The sequence below is a fragment of the Streptomyces sp. SirexAA-E genome (genome assembly GCF_000177195.2).
Lineage (GTDB): Bacteria > Actinomycetota > Actinomycetes > Streptomycetales > Streptomycetaceae > Streptomyces > Streptomyces flavovirens.
Genome location: NC_015953.1, coordinates 4,486,445 through 4,503,411, shown reverse-complemented (window position 1 = coordinate 4,503,411; position 16,967 = coordinate 4,486,445). Strand labels below are relative to the sequence as shown.

The following is a 16,967-nucleotide window of genomic DNA, read 5'->3' as shown; positions in this document are numbered from 1 at the left end:
CGCATGCCCGATCCAGCTCGAACCGCCCCCTCCGCATCGACGCCCGACACCAACGACACCGACGCCGACACCGACGCCGGCGTCTGCGGCGTCGGCGTCGGCGTCGAGAGCCGTGCCGCCGTCTTCGCACCGCCCGCCGCCGAGCGCGGTCTGCCGACGGGAGGTGTCCCCTGGGAGGAGCTCGTCACCGCGGCACTGCTGGGCACGGACCGGCGGCCGTTGCGGTCCGGCCCGTCGGCCCCGGGGACTTCGGGCCACCCGGCATCGGCTCCGGGTGCGTCGGCCGGTCCGGCGGCGCTTCTGGACGCGGCCGCGCTGCACACGGTGCGGCGACGGGCAGCGCTTGTGCCCGCCGTGGGCGCCGCCCCGCCCGTACCCGCGCCCACCGATCCCCGGCCGCCGCTGCCACCCGCCGCGCGGCGGCGGCTCGCGCAGCTGCTGGCCGACCGGTCCGCGCCGCCCGCCGGAGGCCGCCGGGGGTCGGCGCCCGACCTCACGGAGCTCATCCCCCAGTGGCTGGCCCTGGCCGGTGAGCGCGGCTACCGCGCCCCGGCCGAGCAGTTGCCCGCGCTGCTGGACGCGGCCCGGGCGCGCACGGACCTGCGCCCCCATGTGCTGTCCTTCGCGGGGCCGCGCGGGCTCTGGCTCGCGGCGCTGAACCCCGACTGGCGGTTCGCCCTGCGTGCCTCGACGGGTGCCCACCGCACCGCCACCGGGAGCCCCGGCGAGATACGACGGCTCTGGGAGGAGGGACTCTTCGCGGAGCGGGTCGCGCTGCTCGGTGCCGTACGGGCGCAGGACCCGGCGGCCGCCCGGGAACTGCTGGCCGGGACCTGGTCAGCCGAACGGGCCGAGGACCGGCTGATGTTCCTCGATTCCCTCCGTGCGGGGCTCGGCGCGGCGGACGAGCCGTTCCTGGAGGAGGCGTTGTCCGACCGGAGCCGCAACGTCCGTTCCACCGCCGCCGAACTGCTGTCCGCGCTGCCGGGCTCGGCACTGGCCCGGCGGATGGCGTCCCGCGCCACGACGTGCGTGAACCCCGACCGTACGGGCGACGCCTTGACCATCGCCGTGGAGGCCCCGCACGAATGCGACGCGGACATGCAGCGTGACGGCGTGACGCCGGTGCCGCCGTCCGGGCGCGGTGAACGCTCCTGGTGGCTCGGTCAGTTGGTGGAGGCGGCGCCGCTCTCCGTCTGGCCGGAGCGGTTCGGCGGACGCAGCGCACAGGAGATCGTCGCACTGCCGGTGGCCGACGGCTGGGAAGCGGAGCTGCACGCAGCCTGGTGCCGGGCAGCGGTGCGGCAACGGGACCCCGCCTGGGCCAGGGCCCTGCTGGGCGCCCCCTCCATACCCCCCGCCAACGGCCCCGGTACGGCCTCCCTGGCCGAGCGCTCACAACTCCTGGCGACCCTGCCCACCGCCGAACGGGCGGACTGGGTGGCCGGTTTCATCGCGGCGCACGGCTTGTCCGAGGCCTTCCAGCTGCTCGGCGTCTGTGCCCTTCCCTGGGCCGGCCCGCTCGGCCGCGCGGTGGTCGACGCGTTGGACATCGCCCGTGACGCGGGGAGCTACCCGTGGAGCTTCAGCGGTGTCATGGGGCTGGCCGAGCGGTGCCTCGACCCGGCCGAGGCGAACCGGCTCGAAGTCCTGACCGCCATCCAGGACGAACCGGAAGGCGCCTCACCGGGCGCGGGCGGCTACTGGTCGGAGGCGTTCCGGCGCCTGGTCTCCACCCTGCGCCTGCGCGCGGCCATGGCCGCGGAGCTGACACCGGACGGCACCACGGACGACGCAGCTCCGGAGCACGGCACGGAGGCATCGCCGGAAGGGCGGGCGGCAGCATCGTCCGCCACCTCGGACCGGGATCAGGGGGCGGCTGCTCCCGGCGCTCCGGGCACGGCGACATGACCGGCGGGCGTCCGCCGGTCACGTACCGGCAACGCCGACGGCCGACGAGCCGGGGCCGACGGGACCGGCGGGCGGGCCCGAACAACCGGTCCGATCCGGCTCAGCGGGCACCCACGGCTCGGGGAACCACAGCTCGGCCAGGCACCGGCTCAAACAGGCACCCGCTCAGACAGGCACCGGCTCAGCAGACAGCCAAGGCTCACTCGGACACCGGCTCGAGCAGCCACCCCCGGCATGGAGACCCCCGGTACGGAGACCCCACTCGGCTCGGGCAGCCCCGCCCCGACCTCCCGCCGGTCTCAGGCCTCCGCCGGCTGACGGACGTGGGCGTTCACCCAGTCCACGATCGAGGCCGTCGTCGCGCCGGGCGTGAAGATCTCCGCGACGCCCTGCTCCTTCAGCGGAGGGATGTCCGCCTCGGGAATGATGCCTCCGCCGAAGACCTTGATGTCCTCCGCGTCGCGCTCCTTCAGCAGCGCGATGACCTTGGCGAACAGCGTGTTGTGCGCGCCCGAGAGGATCGAGAGGCCGATCGCGTCGGCGTCCTCCTGGATCGCGGTGTCCACGATCTGTTCGGGGGTCTGGTGAAGGCCCGTGTAGATGACCTCCATACCCGCGTCCCGCAGCGCCCGCGCGATCACCTTGGCCCCGCGGTCATGGCCGTCGAGGCCCGGCTTGGCCACCACCACACGGATCGGACCGGTCACACCCATCACTGCCTCCACATGCGTCTCCCGTGCCTGACGGACCGGGGATGTGAACGAACGTTATCCACAGCATCCCGCACGGGGCCGTTTCGCGGTGGGCGGGGAGGGGGAAATCACACATGGGACATGTTCGCCAAGCGTCGCTCTCCCCATCGCGCGGCACGCCTGCCGCGCAGGGACCGACGTCAGGGGAGCCGCACGAGGTCGTCGTGCCACCGCGCCGTCAGCCGCACGGCACGGTGGCGCGGCCCCGGTCCACCCAGGATCGTGCGCCGGACCGCCCGGGCGGGCGGGACGGCCGCCGCGACTCCCCGTGAGGGCATACGGGGCAGGGAGCCGCCACCCCGCATGCCGTGCAGGAGGTCGGCCGATGAAGGTCCTGTCCTTCCTACCCCCGCTGCTGAGCCGGTCGTGTCCGCGCCCCGCCTGGCCCGCGTCGACACCACTGAGAGCCGCCGCCCTGGAGCTGGCGATCCTCGCCGGGCACCTGCTGGTCTACCCCTCGGGGCTGATCCCGCAGCGCCGCCCCCTCTCCCCCTCGCCCCGGTCCGACACGCCCGACACGCCCGACACACAGGACGGCACACCGGGCGACGGCACCGATCCCACCCGCCTCCCCCATCCGGCGGACAGCACAAAAAGCCTCACCGACCGCGCCGGGAACAACACGACCGGCAAGAAGCGCACGAAGAACACGAGGCCGCCGACCGCCGCGGCACCCGGCCGACCGTCCGCCGGTCCTGCTCCTCCACGGCTTCATCGACAACCGCTCCGTCTTCGTGCTGCTCCGCCGCTCGCTGGCCCGGCACGGCTGGCACCATCTGGAATCGCTCAACTACTCCCCGCTGACCTGCGACATCAGGGCGGCGGCCGAGCTGCTCGGCCGACACGTCGAGGAGATCCGGGCCCGCACCGGGCACAGCGAGATCGACATCGTCGGCCACAGCCTCGGCGGCCTGATCGCCCGCTACTACGTGCAGCGGCTGGGCGGCGACCGGCGGGTCCGTACCCTCGTCACCCTCGGCACGCCCCACGGCGGCACCGCCTTCGCCCCGCTGGCCGGAGCGCACCCGATCGTCCGGCAGATGCGCAGCGGCTCCGACCTGATCGAGGAGCTGCGCCGCCCCGCGCCGGGGTGCCGGACCAGGTTCATCAGTTTCTGGAGCGAGCTGGACCGGATCATGCTCCCGGTCGAGACGGCGTGCGTCGACCACCCCGACCTCGACGCCCTGAACGTCCGTGTCACCGGCATCGGCCACCTCGCGCTCCCCGTGCACCCGGCGGTCGCGGCCGCGGTCCGCCAGTACCTCGAATCGGACGCCGTCGCGGAGCGTCCCGGAGCCGCATCCGTCGCCTGAAACCCGATCCAGGACCTCGGGAATAGAACAAACATCGAACATAGGACCAAGCCTCCGCTTTCCGTTCACCGAAAGGCGGGCGATTGCCCCTTTCCTGGGGGCTCGGTGCCTGCGGAAGATTGTCGTCGTCGCATACCGCCGGGTACAGTCGCCGCCACTGCTCCCCCCTGGGATCCCCCCACCGGACCCCAGCACAGGTCCTGCTGCCGAGGCGAGAGAGAAGTTGGTGAACGACCAGCACCCCCACGCCGGGTATGCCGGATACGACAGTGTTACCACCGGCAGCTTCGACATCGATCCACTCTTCGGAACGCTCCCTGGTCACCAGGAAGACAGTCCCGACACGACGTACGGCAGCGGTTCCAGTACCCCGTACGGCGCGCCGGACACCATGTACGGCGGCTACGCCGAGACCGGCGGATCCGACCGGCAGCCGCAGCACGGCGGCGCGTACGACACCGGTCCGTACGTGACGAACGACCGGTACGGCACCGGCCACTGGGACACCGGGGCCCATCAACAGGCCTCCGTCTACGAGACCTACGGCGGCCAGAACCACCCGCAGGCTCAGCAGACCTACGAGACCACCGCCGTCTGGATGCCCCAAGTCGGCCTCCCCACCCAGGCCGACGCCCCCGACGCGACGGGCCAGTGGGACACCACCGGCTGGCAGCACGCCGCCGCCCCGGCCGACCCGTGGGCAGGCGGCGACACCGGCGCCTTCCCCACCGCCACGTTCGCCGACACGGCCTACGCCACCGGCACCTACGCGGCCCCGGACTTCCCCACCGGCGCCTTCGACACCTCCGGGTACGCGACGGCCGACACCGGGGCCTGGGACGCCACCGCCTGGAACACCGGCGACACGCCCGAAAGCGCCGCGTACGCCACCGAACAGACGTCGTACCAGCCGTACGAACACCGGGCCGATTCCCACGAGCCGTACGAGACGGCCGAGTTCAGCACCCACGACTACGCCGACGAGGCCCCCGCCGAGGAGCAGGCCCGCCCGTCGTCCGGGACCGAGGACGAGCCGTCCGCCGGGACCGACGGCATCCACGACGCGGTCACCGAGATCGCCGAGGTCATCGACATGACCGCGGCCCGCGTCCCCTCCCCCTCGGCCCCGGCGGGGCGTTCCGTCCAGCGCGGTGGCGGTCGTGGCCGCCGCCGTACACCGGCGAAGCGCTCCGCACTGCTCACCGTCGCCGTGCCCTCCGCCTGCGTGATGAGCGTCGCGGGCATCGCCGCGGCCTCCGTGGGCGGTGTGGGCGGCTCGGACGAGAAGAAGGACGACACCGCGTCCATGGCGGCCGCCGACACCGTCAAGCCGGCCGTGGCCAACAACAAGTTGGACACCCAGCTCGAGAACCTCAGTGCCGCCGGCGAGAACTTCGCCGACCGCGCCAGCCGTACCCAGGAGCGCCTGGACCTGAAGGAGCGTCAGGCCGCCGAGAAGAAGAAGCGCGCCGAGGAGGCGGCCCGTCGTGAGGCCGCGCGTCCCAAGTTCGTGCTTCCGGTCCAGCAGCACGGTCTCAGCGCCTCGTACGGTCAGGCCGGCGTGAACTGGATGTCCGTCCACACGGGCATCGACTTCCCCGTCTCGTACGGCACCCCCGTGATGGCGGCGACCGACGGCACCGTCCGCACCCAGTGGAACAGCGCCTACGGGAACATGGCCATCGTCACCGCCGCGGACGGCACCGAGACCTGGTACTGCCACCTCAGCACGACGCGGATCCGCGCCGGTTCGGTCAAGGCGGGTGACGTCATCGCGTACTCCGGGAGCTCCGGCAACTCCACCGGCCCGCACCTCCACTTCGAGGTGCGCCCCGGCGGCGGCGCGGCGATCGACCCGACACCCTGGCTCCGCAGCCACGGGGTCAACCCCAACTGACGTACCACGGACGGAGGGCCGGGGTGGCGAACAGCCGCCCCGGCCCTCCGTCCGTCCGGCCCTCCGGCCGTCAGAGCTTCTCGACCGGCGCGTACCGCAGGAGCAGCTTCTTCGGCCGCTCGTCGCCGAAGTCGACCGTCGCCTTGGCCTGGTCGCCGAACCCCTCGACCGCCGTCACCGTGCCCAGCCCGAACTGGTCGTGCGTGACCCGGTCCCCCACCACCAGGGTGACGACCGGCTTCTCCGACGTGCGCCGCGTCGCGAAGCCCGAAGGGCCGGACTTCGCGCGGGACGAGGAGAGCGAGGAGGTGATACCCGAGGTCGGGCCCGCCGGGGCCGCCATCGGGCCCTTGCGCTTCCACTCCAGGTGCTGGTCCGGGATCTCCTCCAGGAACCGCGACGGCGGGTTGTACGAGGGCTGCCCCCACGCGCTCCGCATCGCCGCCCGCGTCAGGTACAGCCGCTCCCGGGCGCGCGTGATGCCGACGTAGGCGAGCCGACGCTCCTCCTCCAGCTCCTTGACCTGGCCCAGCGCCCGCATGTGCGGGAAGACGCCGTCCTCCAGGCCGGTCAGGAAGACCACGGGGAACTCCAGGCCCTTCGCGGTGTGCAGCGTCATCAGCGTGATGACCCCGGACCCGTCCTCGTCCTCGTCGGGGATCTGGTCGGAGTCGGCGACGAGCGCCACCTTCTCCAGGAACTCGGCGAGCGTGCCCGCGCCCTCCTCCTCGGCCCGGTCCTGCTCGAACTCCAGGGCGACGGCGGCGAGCTCCTGGAGGTTCTCGACGCGGGTCTCGTCCTGCGGGTCGGTGGACGCCTGGAGTTCGGCGAGATAGCCCGTGCGCTCCAGCACCGCCTCCAGCACGACGGCGGGCCCGGCGCCCGACTCCACGATCGTGCGGAGCTCCTCCATCAGTGTGTTGAACCGCTTCACGGCGTTGGCCGAGCGGGCCGCCATGCCGTACGCCTCGTCGACGCGGCGCAGCGCCTGCGGGAAGGAGATCTTCTCGCGCAGCGACAGGGCGTCGATCATCGCCTCGGCCCGGTCGCCGATGCCGCGCTTTGGCACGTTGAGGATGCGGCGCAGCGGGACGGTGTCCTCGGGGTTGGCGAGGACACGGAGGTAGGCCAGGACGTCCCTGACCTCCTTGCGCTCGTAGAAGCGGACCCCGCCGACGACCTTGTAGGGCAGGCCGACGCGGATGAAGATCTCCTCGAAGACACGGGACTGGGCGTTCGTGCGGTAGAAGACCGCGACATCGCCCGCCTTCGCCTCCCCGGCGTCCGTCAGCCGGTCGATCTCGTCGGCGATGAACTGGGCCTCGTCGTGCTCGGTGTCGGCGACGTACCCGGTGATCCGGGTGCCGGCTCCGGCGTTCGTCCAGAGGTTCTTGGGGCGGCGGCTCTCGTTGCGCTCGATGACGGCGTTGGCCGCGGACAGGATCGTCTGCGTGGAGCGGTAGTTCTGCTCCAGCATGATCGTCGTGGCGTCCGGGTAGTCCTCCTCGAACTGGAGGATGTTGCGGATGGTCGCGCCCCGGAAGGCGTAGATCGACTGGTCCGCGTCACCGACGACGCACAGCTCGCCGGGGGCGTCCTTCTCCCCGGCCGGGCCGACCAGCTCGCGCACCAGGGTGTACTGGGCGTGGTTGGTGTCCTGGTACTCGTCGACAAGGACGTGCCGGAAGCGGCGGCGGTAGTGCTCGGCGACGTCGGGGAACGCCTGGAGCAGGTGGACCGTCGTCATGATGATGTCGTCGAAGTCCAGGGCGTTGGCCTCGCGCAGCCGTGCCTGGTAGAGCGCGTACGCCTGGGCCAGCGTCTTCTCGAAACCGTCCGCCGCCTGCCCGGCGAACGTCTCCTCGTCGATCAGCTCGTTCTTCAGGTTGGAGACCTTCGCCGTGAACGACTTCGGCGGATACCGCTTCGGGTCGAGGTCCAGGTCACGGCAGACCAGCGCCATCAGCCGCTTCGAGTCGGCGGCGTCGTAGATGGAGAACGACGAGGTGAAGCCGAGGAGCTTGGACTCGCGGCGCAGGATCCGCACGCAGGCGCTGTGGAACGTCATGACCCACATGGCGTTGGCACGCGGGCCGACGAGGTCCCCGACGCGCTCCTTCATCTCGCCGGCGGCCTTGTTGGTGAACGTGATCGCGAGGATCTGCCCCGGGTGCACCCCGCGCTCGGCCAGCAGGTGGGCGATCCGGTGGGTGAGCACCCGGGTCTTGCCCGAACCGGCACCGGCGACGATGAGCAGCGGGGACCCGGCGTGCACGACGGCGGCGCGCTGCTCGGTGTTCAGCCCGTCGAGCAGCGCCGCGGAGTCGATGACGGGGCGCGGGGCGCCGTCGCGGTAGTGCGTCTCACGCGGCGGCGGAGGCGTGTCGAAGACGTCGCCGAAGAGACCCTCCGGCACCGCTTCTTCGGGTGCCTGCTCCTCGGGAGGCGGCGGGGGGCCTTCGTCCGCCTGCTGGAGACCGGTCAGGAAACTGTCGTCAAAGAGGCTGCTCATCGCCATACGAGTCTAGGTGCCCGCACCGACAGTGCGGGCGGCATCGTGACGAAGCCCGCTCACGGGCACGTACGGGGACGGCGCGCTCACGGAGCGTGGGAGAACGGGCGGGCGCGCCCGCCGGAAGGAGCGCGGGGCGACGAAGGTCACGAAAATGTATCGGGCATATCGAACATCAACCTTCACAGGGGCACCACGCTTTGGCTAGCGTGCTCGGTCAGGTGACCCGTTTCCCCTCCGAGGCGAACCACGCCGCGCGGGCGCCTCCGCCGAATCCGTCCTTCCTCGCGGGAGACCGGAACCGGGGACCCACACGCAGCACCGGGGTGAATCGGTCCGGCTCCATGGACCGTAGGGCAGCCTTCCGTTCCGCCCGAACCTCCCCCAGTGCCTGAACGGACTGGTGGGACCCCATCGCCAACCCGGTAGGCGGCCCACGGAAGGAGATGCCGGCCTTGGCGTCGCATCGCAAACCGCGCACCCGCCTGAGCGCCACCCCCGCCGTCGGTCTCACCACGGCGGCGCTCGCCTCCGTCACCCTGCTCTCCACGCAGAGCGCGACGGCCGCCCCGGCCCGGCCGGCGCCCACCATCGAGGAAGTACAGAAGAAGGTCGACGACCTGTTCCGGCAGGCAGGCACCGAGACGCAGAAGTACAACGCGGCCAAGGCCGCCTCCGCGAAGCAGCGCGCCGAGGTGGACGCCCTGCTCCAGGCCGCCGCCGAACGCGCCGAGAAGCTCAACGAGACCCGCCGTGAGCTGGGCCACTACGCGGCCGCGCAGTACCGCGACGGCGCCATCGCCCCGACCGCGACGTTCTTCCTGGCGGACGACCCGCAGTCGTACTTCGATCAGGACCAGCTGATGGACCGGATGACCAGCCGGCAGCAGAAGGTGGTCGCGGACTTCCGTACGCAGCAGAAGGAGGCGGCGACGAAGCGGGCCGAGGCGACGAAGAGCCTGGAGACGCTCACCGCCTCGCAGGCCGAGCTGCGTACCAGCAAGCAGCAGGTCCAGGAGAAGCTGTCCGAGGCCCGCACCCTGCTCTCGAAGCTGACCGCCGAGGAGAAGAAGCGCCTCGCCGAGCTGGAGCGGAAGAAGGAGGCGGAGGCCAAGCGGAAGGCTGATGAGCTGGCCCGCCAGCAGGCCGCCGCCGCGAAGGAGAAGGCCGACCGGGCCGCGAAGGAGAAGACCGCGGACCAGAGCTCGGGGACGGGTACCGGCAGCAGCACCGACACGGGCTCCGGATCCGACAGCGGCTACGCCTCCCAGGCCGAGAAGGTCCTGGCCTTCGCCCGCGCGCAGATCGGCAAGCCGTACGTCTGGGGCGCGACGGGCCCGTCCTCGTACGACTGCTCCGGGCTCACCCAGGCCGCGTGGAAGGCGGCCGGCGTCTCCCTGCCCCGCACTACCTGGGACCAGGTCGAGGTCGGCACCCGGGTCGCCACCGCGGACCTACAACCCGGTGACCTGGTCTTCTTCTACGACGACATCAGCCACGTCGGCATCTACAAGGGCGACGGCATGATGATCCACGCCCCGAAGCCGGGGGCGAACGTCCGCGAGGAGTCGATCTACTACATGCCCATCTACGGCAGCGTGCGCCCGGCCTGACCCGGGACGTGCGGTGTAGGGCCGCTTTAGATCTGTCGGATTCTCAGCGAGCGCACGATCTGGGAGCAGATCGGCGGCGACCTGGACTTCACCTCTGGCCACATCGTCAAGAGCGCGTTCCTGACGACCCGGGCCCAGAAGTTTCCACATGAGGTCAAGGTTCTGGTCGAGGCGATCGGCGACAAGCTTCCCCGCCGGGACAGCAACCAATCGTGACCCCGTTCGAACTGGTCACTGCTGGCTGTTGAACCGCCTCAGCTGTCGGACAGCCGCCAGTGGCTTTGTTCACGAGAACCGGTTCTCGTGAACAAAGCCACCCAGGAGATTCAACACCACAGTGCACAAGCGGTCCCGAAAAGAATCAAGGGCGCTTGACACGATTCATCCACCATGGCGCATCTGGCGGCGCGAACGGGTCCTTCACCGTTCGCCTCAGGAACCGTTCATCAAGTGGCTCGATGAGCGCCCGCAGGTCCCGAGCCGACCTCGGAGACAGAGCATGAGCAAGTGTTTCCAGGACGCCACGACATCGCTCCGGACCAATGTCCTCGCCTGTCTCGTGGTCGTACCAATTGTCGTACCGCGTCGCCCTCGTATACATCACGCCGCGTCCAGGCTGCCGACAGATCCTCTGCCAATGCTCCAGAGCTTCGTGGGCGGCGCCAATCCACAAACGCTGCCGCTCAACGCGAGCAATCTCCGCCAATACGTGGGACGACAAGCCAGCAACCGTGGCTCGACGTTCCCATTGCCGCAAGTGCCGTGGCAGGTCACGACGGACCTGCGAAGGACGCCTACGAGGCATGGGCCTTTCGTGTGTTGGACATGGCGTCCATCATGCCCTCCCTCACGCCGCCCGTCATCCCTTTGCGGCGGTAACCAGTGATCTCCGGCAGGACACCCAAGGAATCGGACAGATTGATGAGAAGAATCTCCCGACAGAACGCTGAGAAGGCACCAAGCCTGCCCAGGTCAGCGGCCGCCCGTCGGACAGGAAGAACGAGAACCTACATGCGGCGGGGGGGCGGACCGTCCGGCCCGCCCCCCCCGCCGCACGGGGTACCGCCTCCGGCTCAGGTCCAGAGCGTGGCGATGAAGATGTTGGCGACCGTCAGCCCGCCGACCGCCGCGAACGCGCCCTTGTCGACCCTCTCCTCGTCCCGCTTCACATAGACGAGCGCCAGGATCACGATCAGGAGCAGCAGCTTCACCCCGACCTTGACGTTGTTCACGCTCTGGTCGTCGGCCTGGTTGAGGCCGACGAGGGCGACACCCGTGACGAGCATGGTGAGCGCACCGTGCAGCATCGCCGGCACGAAGCGGGCGGTACCCGCCCCCATGGCCTTCATCTGGGTCAGGAAGCCACCCAGCAGGGCGGCGATGCCGATGATGTGCAGAGCCACGACGACATGGATGAGTGCGTTCATGGCCGCAGCCTAGCCACGGGCATATCACCACTCTTCAGCCAGGTACGACTTACCTATCGGCCCGCTCGCAACCGGACCGGATGGCCGGACTCCGGTTGGCTATTGCGGTCATTTTCGAAAATAGAAACGTCACAACAGGGCAAATAGCAGTCATTACGACTCTTCCCCGTGCCTCGGGCTTAGCGTCCCTCCCAGGTACCGCCGGAAGTCCGGCGGGCCCGCCGGCACCTCCCCGACGGGCAGTCGAACGGAAGGACCCACGCCCCCGTGGCCGCCCAGCGCAAAGCCGCTCATCGCAAGCCCAAGCAGCGTCTGTTCACCGGACCTGCTGCCCGCACCGCAGCCACCCTGGCCCTCGCCGGGGCGGCGACCGCGACCGCCTTCGACGGCGCCGCACAGGCCGAACCCCAGCTGACCCCGGCCCAGGTCAAGGCGAAGGTCGACCGGCTGTACCACGACGCCGAGGTCGCCACCGAGAAGTACAACGGAGCCAAGGAGAAGGCGGCCGCCTCCGAGAAGTCCCTCGACGCGCTGCGCGACGAGGCCGCCCGCAGGACCGAGCGCCTCAACGCCGCGCGCAACGCCCTCGGCTCGTTCGCCACCGCCCAGTACCGCACCGGCGGCATCGACCCGGCCGTCCGGCTGGCCCTCTCCTCGGACCCCGACCAGTACCTGGAGCGCGCCGCCTTCGAGGACCGGGCCGGTGACCGCCAGGCCGGAGCGCTCAACGGGGTACGCCGACAGGTCTCCGAGATCGCCCAGTTGCGCGCCCGTGCCGAGAACGAGCTGGAGGCCCTCACCTCCCGCCGGGCCGAACTCCGCAAGCAGAAGGACACCGTCCGCACCAAGCTGGCCGACGCCCAGCGGCTGTTGGCCACCCTGACCGCCGCCCAGCGCGCCGACTACGAGCGCGCGGCCGACGACGCCCACGGCGGTTCCGCACGCGCCGACCGAGGCATCCCCCGCGGCGCCACCGCCGCCCCGAACGCCCGCGCCGCGCAGGCCGTCGCCTTCGCCTACGGGGCCCTCGGCAAGCCGTACGTCTGGGGCGCCACCGGCCCCGACTCCTTCGACTGCTCCGGCCTCACCCAGGCCGCCTGGCGCGCCGCCGGCGTCTCCCTGCCCCGCACCACCTACTCCCAGATCAACGCGGGCAACCGCGTCTCCCGCTCCGAACTGGCCCCGGGCGACCTGGTGTTCTTCTACTCCGGGATCTCCCACGTCGGGATGTACATCGGCGGCGGCCAGATGATCCACGCACCGCGCCCGGGAGCCCCGGTCCGGGTCGCACCGATCAGCGAAATGCCGTTCGCGGGGGCGACCCGGGTCGCGTAGGCTCCGCGGGCTCAGACCAGCCGTCGCGCCGTCGCCCAGCGCGTCAGTTCGTGGCGGTTGGAGAGCTGGAGCTTGCGCAGCACCGCCGAGACGTGGGACTCGACCGTCTTCACCGAGATGAAGAGCTGCTTGGCGATCTCCTTGTACGCGTACCCGCGGGCGATCAGCCGCAGCACCTCGCGCTCGCGCTGCGTCAGCCGGTCCAGGTCCTCGTCGACCGGGGGCGCGTCCGTGGAGGCGAAGGCGTCCAGCACGAAACCGGCCAGCCGCGGCGAGAACACCGCGTCGCCCTCCTGGACCCGGAAGACCGAGTCGACCAGGTCGCTCCCGGTGATGGTCTTGGTGACGTAACCGCGGGCACCGCCCCGGATGACACCGATGACGTCCTCGGCCGCGTCCGACACGGACAGCGCCAGGAACCGCACCGGGTCCTGGACCGCGCCCATCATCGGGGCGCACCGGCGCAGCACCTCGACACCGCCGCCGCCGGGCAGGTGGACGTCGAGGAGGACGACCTCGGGGCGGGTCGCCGTGATCACGGTGACCGCCTGGTCGACGTCGGCGGCCTCGCCGACGACCTCGACACCGGTCTCCTCGGTGCGGCCGATCTCGGCCTGGACCCCGGTGCGGAACATCCGGTGGTCGTCGACGAGCACGACCCGTACCCGGCGCTCCGGGCCCCCGGTCGCTTCGGTGTTCTCGGTCATTGACCCGCCCTCTCCATCTCCAGCTCGACTTCCGTGCCCCCACCGGGCACCGAACGCAGCCGCGCCGTACCGCCGTTGCGCTGCATCCGGCCGATGATCGATTCTCGTACGCCCATCCTGTCGCCGGGAACGGCGTCCAGGTCGAAGCCCGGCCCCCGGTCCCGTACGGAGACGAAGACCGTGTTCCCCTCCACCTCCGCGAAGACCTGTACGGCACCGCCCTCGCCACCGTACTTGGCGGCGTTGACCATCGCCTCACGCGCGGCCTGCATCTGTGCCGTCAGCTTCTCGTCGAGCGGGCAGTCGCCGACCACGACGACCTCCAGGGGGACGCCGTGCTTGTCCTCGACCTCGGCGGCGGCGCGCTTGACGGCCTCGGCGAGCGTCCCGGGTTCGTCGGCCTCGTCCTTGCCGGTGCCCTCCGGGTCGTACAGCCAGTTCCGCAGCTCCCGCTCCTGGGCGCGGGCGAGCCTGCGGACCTCGCCGCCGTCGTCGGCGTTGCGCTGGATCAGGGTGAGGGTGTGCAGGACGGAGTCGTGGACATGGGCGGCGACCTCGGCGCGTTCCTGGGCGCGGATGCGCATCAGGCGCTCCTCGGAGAGGTCCTGGGTCATCCGGACCAGATAGGGCCCGGCCAGCAGCGCGATGCCGGTGAGCACGGCGATGGCGGCGGTGAGTACGTTGCCGAGCTGGGCCGCCGAGCCGCGCACCACCATGAAGACGGCGAGGCCCAGCCCGACGAGGGCGACACCGGCCAGGCCCCGGGCCAGTTGCAGCACCCGGCGACGGCGGCCGACCTCCATCCAGCGGGCCCGGCGCGCGTTGTCGGCCTGGCGCCACACCAGGACCGAGCCCGCGCCGATCAGCAGGGTCGGCCAGATGTACCGGTCGGCGCCGTTGCCCATGTCGACGTTGCCGACGAAGATCATGGCGCCGATGAGCAGTGCGACCAGGGCGAAGACCTGCCCCCGGTCCGGCTTGCGGAGCCGGCGCCGTCCGTCCGGGGCGGTCTCGAAGACGGACCGCGGGGCCTCGACCCCGCCCACGCCGAGCGGGACCACGATCCAGAACACCGCGTAGAGCAGGGCGCCGAGCCCGTCGGCGAAGAACAGCCCGAGGAAGAGGAAGCGGATCCAGGCCACCGGCAGCCCCAGGTGCCCGCCGAGCCCGCGTGCGACGCCCCCGAGCATCCGGCCGTCGGCGCTGCGGTACAGCTTGCGCGGCGGCGGCTCCTCCAGGTCCGGGGTGGCGGAGCTCGGTGCTCGGGTCGTGGCGGATGGCATGGACCGATGGTCACACGCGGCGGCCGGTGCGGGCATCAGGGTCCGCCCCGGACGCGACCCTGATGCCCGCGGGGCTCCGCTCCGTCCCGGGGGCCGCCACCCAGGGGCCGATATCAGGGACCGACCAGGGTCGCCGTGGGTCCCGGCGGCAGGCGCGGGCCGTCACCATGGAGTCATGACCGTTCCCCAGGACACCGCTCCCGGTGTCGCACCGGCCCCCGGGCCCCGGCCCCCGTTGCGGCGCACCCCCCGGCAGAAGGCCGTGGCCGGTGTGTGCGGCGGGCTGGGCCGGTACTGCGACGTGGACCCGGTCATCTTCCGGATCGTGATCGGTGTCCTCGCGGTCACCGGCGGAATCGGCCTGATCTTCTACGGCTTCGCGTGGCTCCTCCTGCCCCTGGAGGGCGAGGAGGAGAACGAGGCCCGGAAGCTGCTGTCGGGCCGGGTCGAGGGCGCGTCCCTGGTCGCGCTGCTGTTCGCGCTGGTGGGCTGCGGCCTCCTGCTGTCGATGCTGCACAACGGCGGGATGCTCGCCTTCGCGGCGATGCTGTCGCTGGCCGTCGTCGGCTTCTCGGTCTGGACCCAGCACCGCGGGACGACGGTCCACGAGGAACCGCCGGGCGCCGCGGCGCAGCCCCCCAAGGCCACCGCGCACGCCACCGCCCACGGGGCACCGCCCGAGGTGAAGGCTCCGCCCACACCGGGCAGCCCCTCCTGGTGGCGGGACCCGATCGTCAAGGACGGTACGACCGGGCCGGTGGGCCCCGGGTACCTGTGGGGCCCGGCGGACCAGTCGCTCGACGAAGGCGCGCCGCGTCGATTCAGGGCGGCCACGGCCGACGTCTCACGCGTCCGGCGCGGGGCGCCGGAGACCCGGGGGCCGCGGTCGATCGGGGGCCTGGTCTTCCTGCTCGCCCTGGTCGCGGGCGGCCTGGGCACGGGGCTGAGCTGGGACACCCACCCGCTGGGCACGAGCCTGCAGTTCGGCCTCGCCGCCGCCCTCGCGGTGTTCGGCCTCGGCCTGCTGGTCGCCTCGGTCGTCGGCCGGACCGGCTTCGGCACGGTCATGCTGGCCGTGATCACGGCGGGCCTGCTGGCCGGCGCGTCGGCCGTGCCGAAGGAGATCGGCACCGACTGGGTCCGCGAGGAGTGGCGGCCGGCCTCCGTCGCCACGGTCCAGCCCCGGTACGAACTGGGCACCGGCGTCGCACGGCTCGACCTGTCCCACCTCGACGTCCCGGTGGGTGACACCGTGCGTACCGGCGTCGAGGTCGGGGCGGGCGCCGCACGTGTCGTCGTACCGAACGGGGTGACGGTGCGGGTGGTCGCCGAAGCGGGCCTCGGCGACATCCGGCTGTTCACCGCCGCTCCTGACGGCGTGCGCCTGGCCACCGACCTGCGCACCCGGCGCACCTTCGGCCCCCTGGAGGACAGCAAGCCCGCCGGCACGGTCGTACTGGACCTCGAAGTCGGCATCGGACAGGTGGAGGTCAGCCGTGCTACGTCATGAGATCCGTCCGGGCCGTGCGGTCGCGGGCCTCGTCATGCTCGCCCTGGCGGGCGGCTACGCGGCGGACGCGGCAGGGTCCTGGCGCGTGCCGTGGACGTTCTTCCTGCCGCTGTTCTTCGGTGGCCTCTGGCTCGCGGCGACGGTGACGTGGGTGAGCTACCGGATGCGCCGCCGCCGGGACGCGAGGAACGTGTCGAGGGACAGGACCTCCGCGCCGGCGAGCAGCAGGGGCAGCCAGGCCATGAGGTAGGCCAGGTCGTTGCCGTAGTAGTAGGGCGTGGACTGCCAGCTCACCGTCAGCCACAGGCTCAGCGAGATCAGGGCGCCGCCGAGCGCCGCGATCCGCGTCCACAGGCCGAGCAGGGTGGCGAGACCGACGAGGAGTTCCCCGACGGCGATCGCGTGGCCGAAGCCCTCGGGGCTCTTCAGTCCCAGGTCGACCAGGGCCGGGATCGCGGAGCTGTCGCGGACCGACTCCATCAGCTCACCGATCGATCCCGGGCCGCTCGCCGACAGGAACGCGCTGTCCGTCAGCTTGTCGAGACCCGCGTAGACGAAGGTGACGCCCAGAAAGATCCGCAGGGGCAGCAGCGCGTACTGCCGCGCCAGGTCCCGGACGCCCCTCGGTTCGCGTAGCCCGTAGGACCCTGTGCCGTACCCCTGCATCACTGCCCGCCTTCCGTTGGCCTTTCAACAGACCTTACGGA

Annotated in this window: 11 protein-coding genes and 1 pseudogene; 6 read left to right on the top strand and 6 right to left on the bottom strand. The window is 71.6% G+C overall.

The annotated features are described in order from the left end of the window. The first annotated feature begins 3 nt into the window (after positions 1-3). Positions 4-1,911, top strand: a complete 1,908-nt coding sequence (locus SACTE_RS20230; RefSeq protein ID WP_014047866.1) for a DUF5691 domain-containing protein — start codon at positions 4-6, stop codon at positions 1,909-1,911. 299 nt (positions 1,912-2,210) lie between these two features. On the opposite strand, the gene SACTE_RS20225 is transcribed toward SACTE_RS20230, so the two are convergent. Further along, positions 2,211-2,624, bottom strand: a complete 414-nt coding sequence (locus SACTE_RS20225) for a cobalamin B12-binding domain-containing protein (protein ID WP_014047865.1) — start codon at positions 2,622-2,624, stop codon at positions 2,211-2,213. Positions 2,625-2,988: 364 nt separating this feature from the next. Between SACTE_RS20225 and SACTE_RS20215 the strand changes: the two are divergent. Together SACTE_RS20215 and SACTE_RS20210 are read left to right on the top strand one after the other, a co-directional pair. After that, positions 2,989-3,976, top strand: a pseudogene (locus SACTE_RS20215) (alpha/beta fold hydrolase). A gap of 226 nt (positions 3,977-4,202) precedes the next feature. Then, entirely contained in the window at positions 4,203-5,873 is a 1,671-nt protein-coding gene (locus SACTE_RS20210; RefSeq protein ID WP_014047864.1) for a M23 family metallopeptidase, read from the top strand. A 70-nt stretch (positions 5,874-5,943) separates the two neighbouring features. On the opposite strand, the gene pcrA is transcribed toward SACTE_RS20210, so the two are convergent. Beyond that, positions 5,944-8,385, bottom strand: a complete 2,442-nt coding sequence (pcrA, locus tag SACTE_RS20205) for a DNA helicase PcrA (protein WP_026359188.1) — start codon at positions 8,383-8,385, stop codon at positions 5,944-5,946. Between the two features lie 446 nt (positions 8,386-8,831). On the opposite strand from pcrA, the gene SACTE_RS20200 reads away from it, so the two are divergent. Then, a complete protein-coding gene (locus SACTE_RS20200; protein ID WP_014047862.1) occupies positions 8,832-9,998 on the top strand; it encodes a C40 family peptidase in 1,167 nt (388 codons plus the stop codon). Between the two features lie 1,073 nt (positions 9,999-11,071). Here SACTE_RS20200 and SACTE_RS20195 read toward each other — a convergent pair. Further along, positions 11,072-11,425, bottom strand: a complete 354-nt coding sequence (locus tag SACTE_RS20195) for a hypothetical protein (protein WP_014047861.1) — start codon at positions 11,423-11,425, stop codon at positions 11,072-11,074. 267 nt (positions 11,426-11,692) lie between these two features. On the opposite strand from SACTE_RS20195, the gene SACTE_RS20190 reads away from it, so the two are divergent. Next, a complete protein-coding gene (locus SACTE_RS20190; RefSeq protein WP_014047860.1) occupies positions 11,693-12,760 on the top strand; it encodes an NlpC/P60 family protein in 1,068 nt (355 codons plus the stop codon). 11 nt (positions 12,761-12,771) lie between these two features. On the opposite strand, the gene SACTE_RS20185 is transcribed toward SACTE_RS20190, so the two are convergent. Together SACTE_RS20185 and SACTE_RS20180 are read right to left on the bottom strand one after the other, a co-directional pair. Continuing rightward, entirely contained in the window at positions 12,772-13,467 is a 696-nt protein-coding gene (locus tag SACTE_RS20185) for a response regulator transcription factor (RefSeq protein ID WP_014047859.1), read from the bottom strand. Then, on the bottom strand, positions 13,464-14,750 hold the full coding sequence (locus SACTE_RS20180) for an ATP-binding protein (RefSeq protein ID WP_026359187.1): 1,287 nt from the start codon (positions 14,748-14,750) through the stop codon (positions 13,464-13,466). Before SACTE_RS20180 ends, SACTE_RS20185 begins: the two co-directional genes overlap by 4 nt. 175 nt (positions 14,751-14,925) lie before the next feature. Between SACTE_RS20180 and SACTE_RS20175 the strand changes: the two genes are divergently transcribed. Next, a complete protein-coding gene (locus SACTE_RS20175) occupies positions 14,926-16,260 on the top strand; it encodes a PspC domain-containing protein (RefSeq protein ID WP_014047857.1) in 1,335 nt (444 codons plus the stop codon). Between the two features lie 156 nt (positions 16,261-16,416). On the opposite strand, the gene SACTE_RS20170 is transcribed toward SACTE_RS20175, so the two are convergent. Then, entirely contained in the window at positions 16,417-16,926 is a 510-nt protein-coding gene (locus tag SACTE_RS20170) for a DoxX family protein (protein ID WP_014047855.1), read from the bottom strand. Positions 16,927-16,967: the final 41 nt, after the last annotated feature.

Bases quoted from the DNA above. Each gene is read 5' to 3' on its own strand.
- SACTE_RS20230 (WP_014047866.1), top strand. From the start codon at position 4: ATGCCCGATCCAGCTCGAACCGCCCCCTCCGCATCGACGCCCGACACC.
- SACTE_RS20225 (WP_014047865.1), bottom strand. From the start codon at position 2,624: ATGGGTGTGACCGGTCCGATCCGTGTGGTGGTGGCCAAGCCGGGCCTC.
- pcrA (WP_026359188.1), bottom strand. From the start codon at position 8,385: ATGAGCAGCCTCTTTGACGACAGTTTCCTGACCGGTCTCCAGCAGGCG.
- SACTE_RS20200 (WP_014047862.1), top strand. From the start codon at position 8,832: ATGCCGGCCTTGGCGTCGCATCGCAAACCGCGCACCCGCCTGAGCGCC.
- SACTE_RS20195 (WP_014047861.1), bottom strand. From the start codon at position 11,425: ATGAACGCACTCATCCATGTCGTCGTGGCTCTGCACATCATCGGCATC.
- SACTE_RS20185 (WP_014047859.1), bottom strand. From the start codon at position 13,467: ATGACCGAGAACACCGAAGCGACCGGGGGCCCGGAGCGCCGGGTACGG.
- SACTE_RS20180 (WP_026359187.1), bottom strand. From the start codon at position 14,750: ATGCCATCCGCCACGACCCGAGCACCGAGCTCCGCCACCCCGGACCTG.
- SACTE_RS20175 (WP_014047857.1), top strand. From the start codon at position 14,926: ATGACCGTTCCCCAGGACACCGCTCCCGGTGTCGCACCGGCCCCCGGG.
- SACTE_RS20170 (WP_014047855.1), bottom strand. From the start codon at position 16,926: ATGCAGGGGTACGGCACAGGGTCCTACGGGCTACGCGAACCGAGGGGC.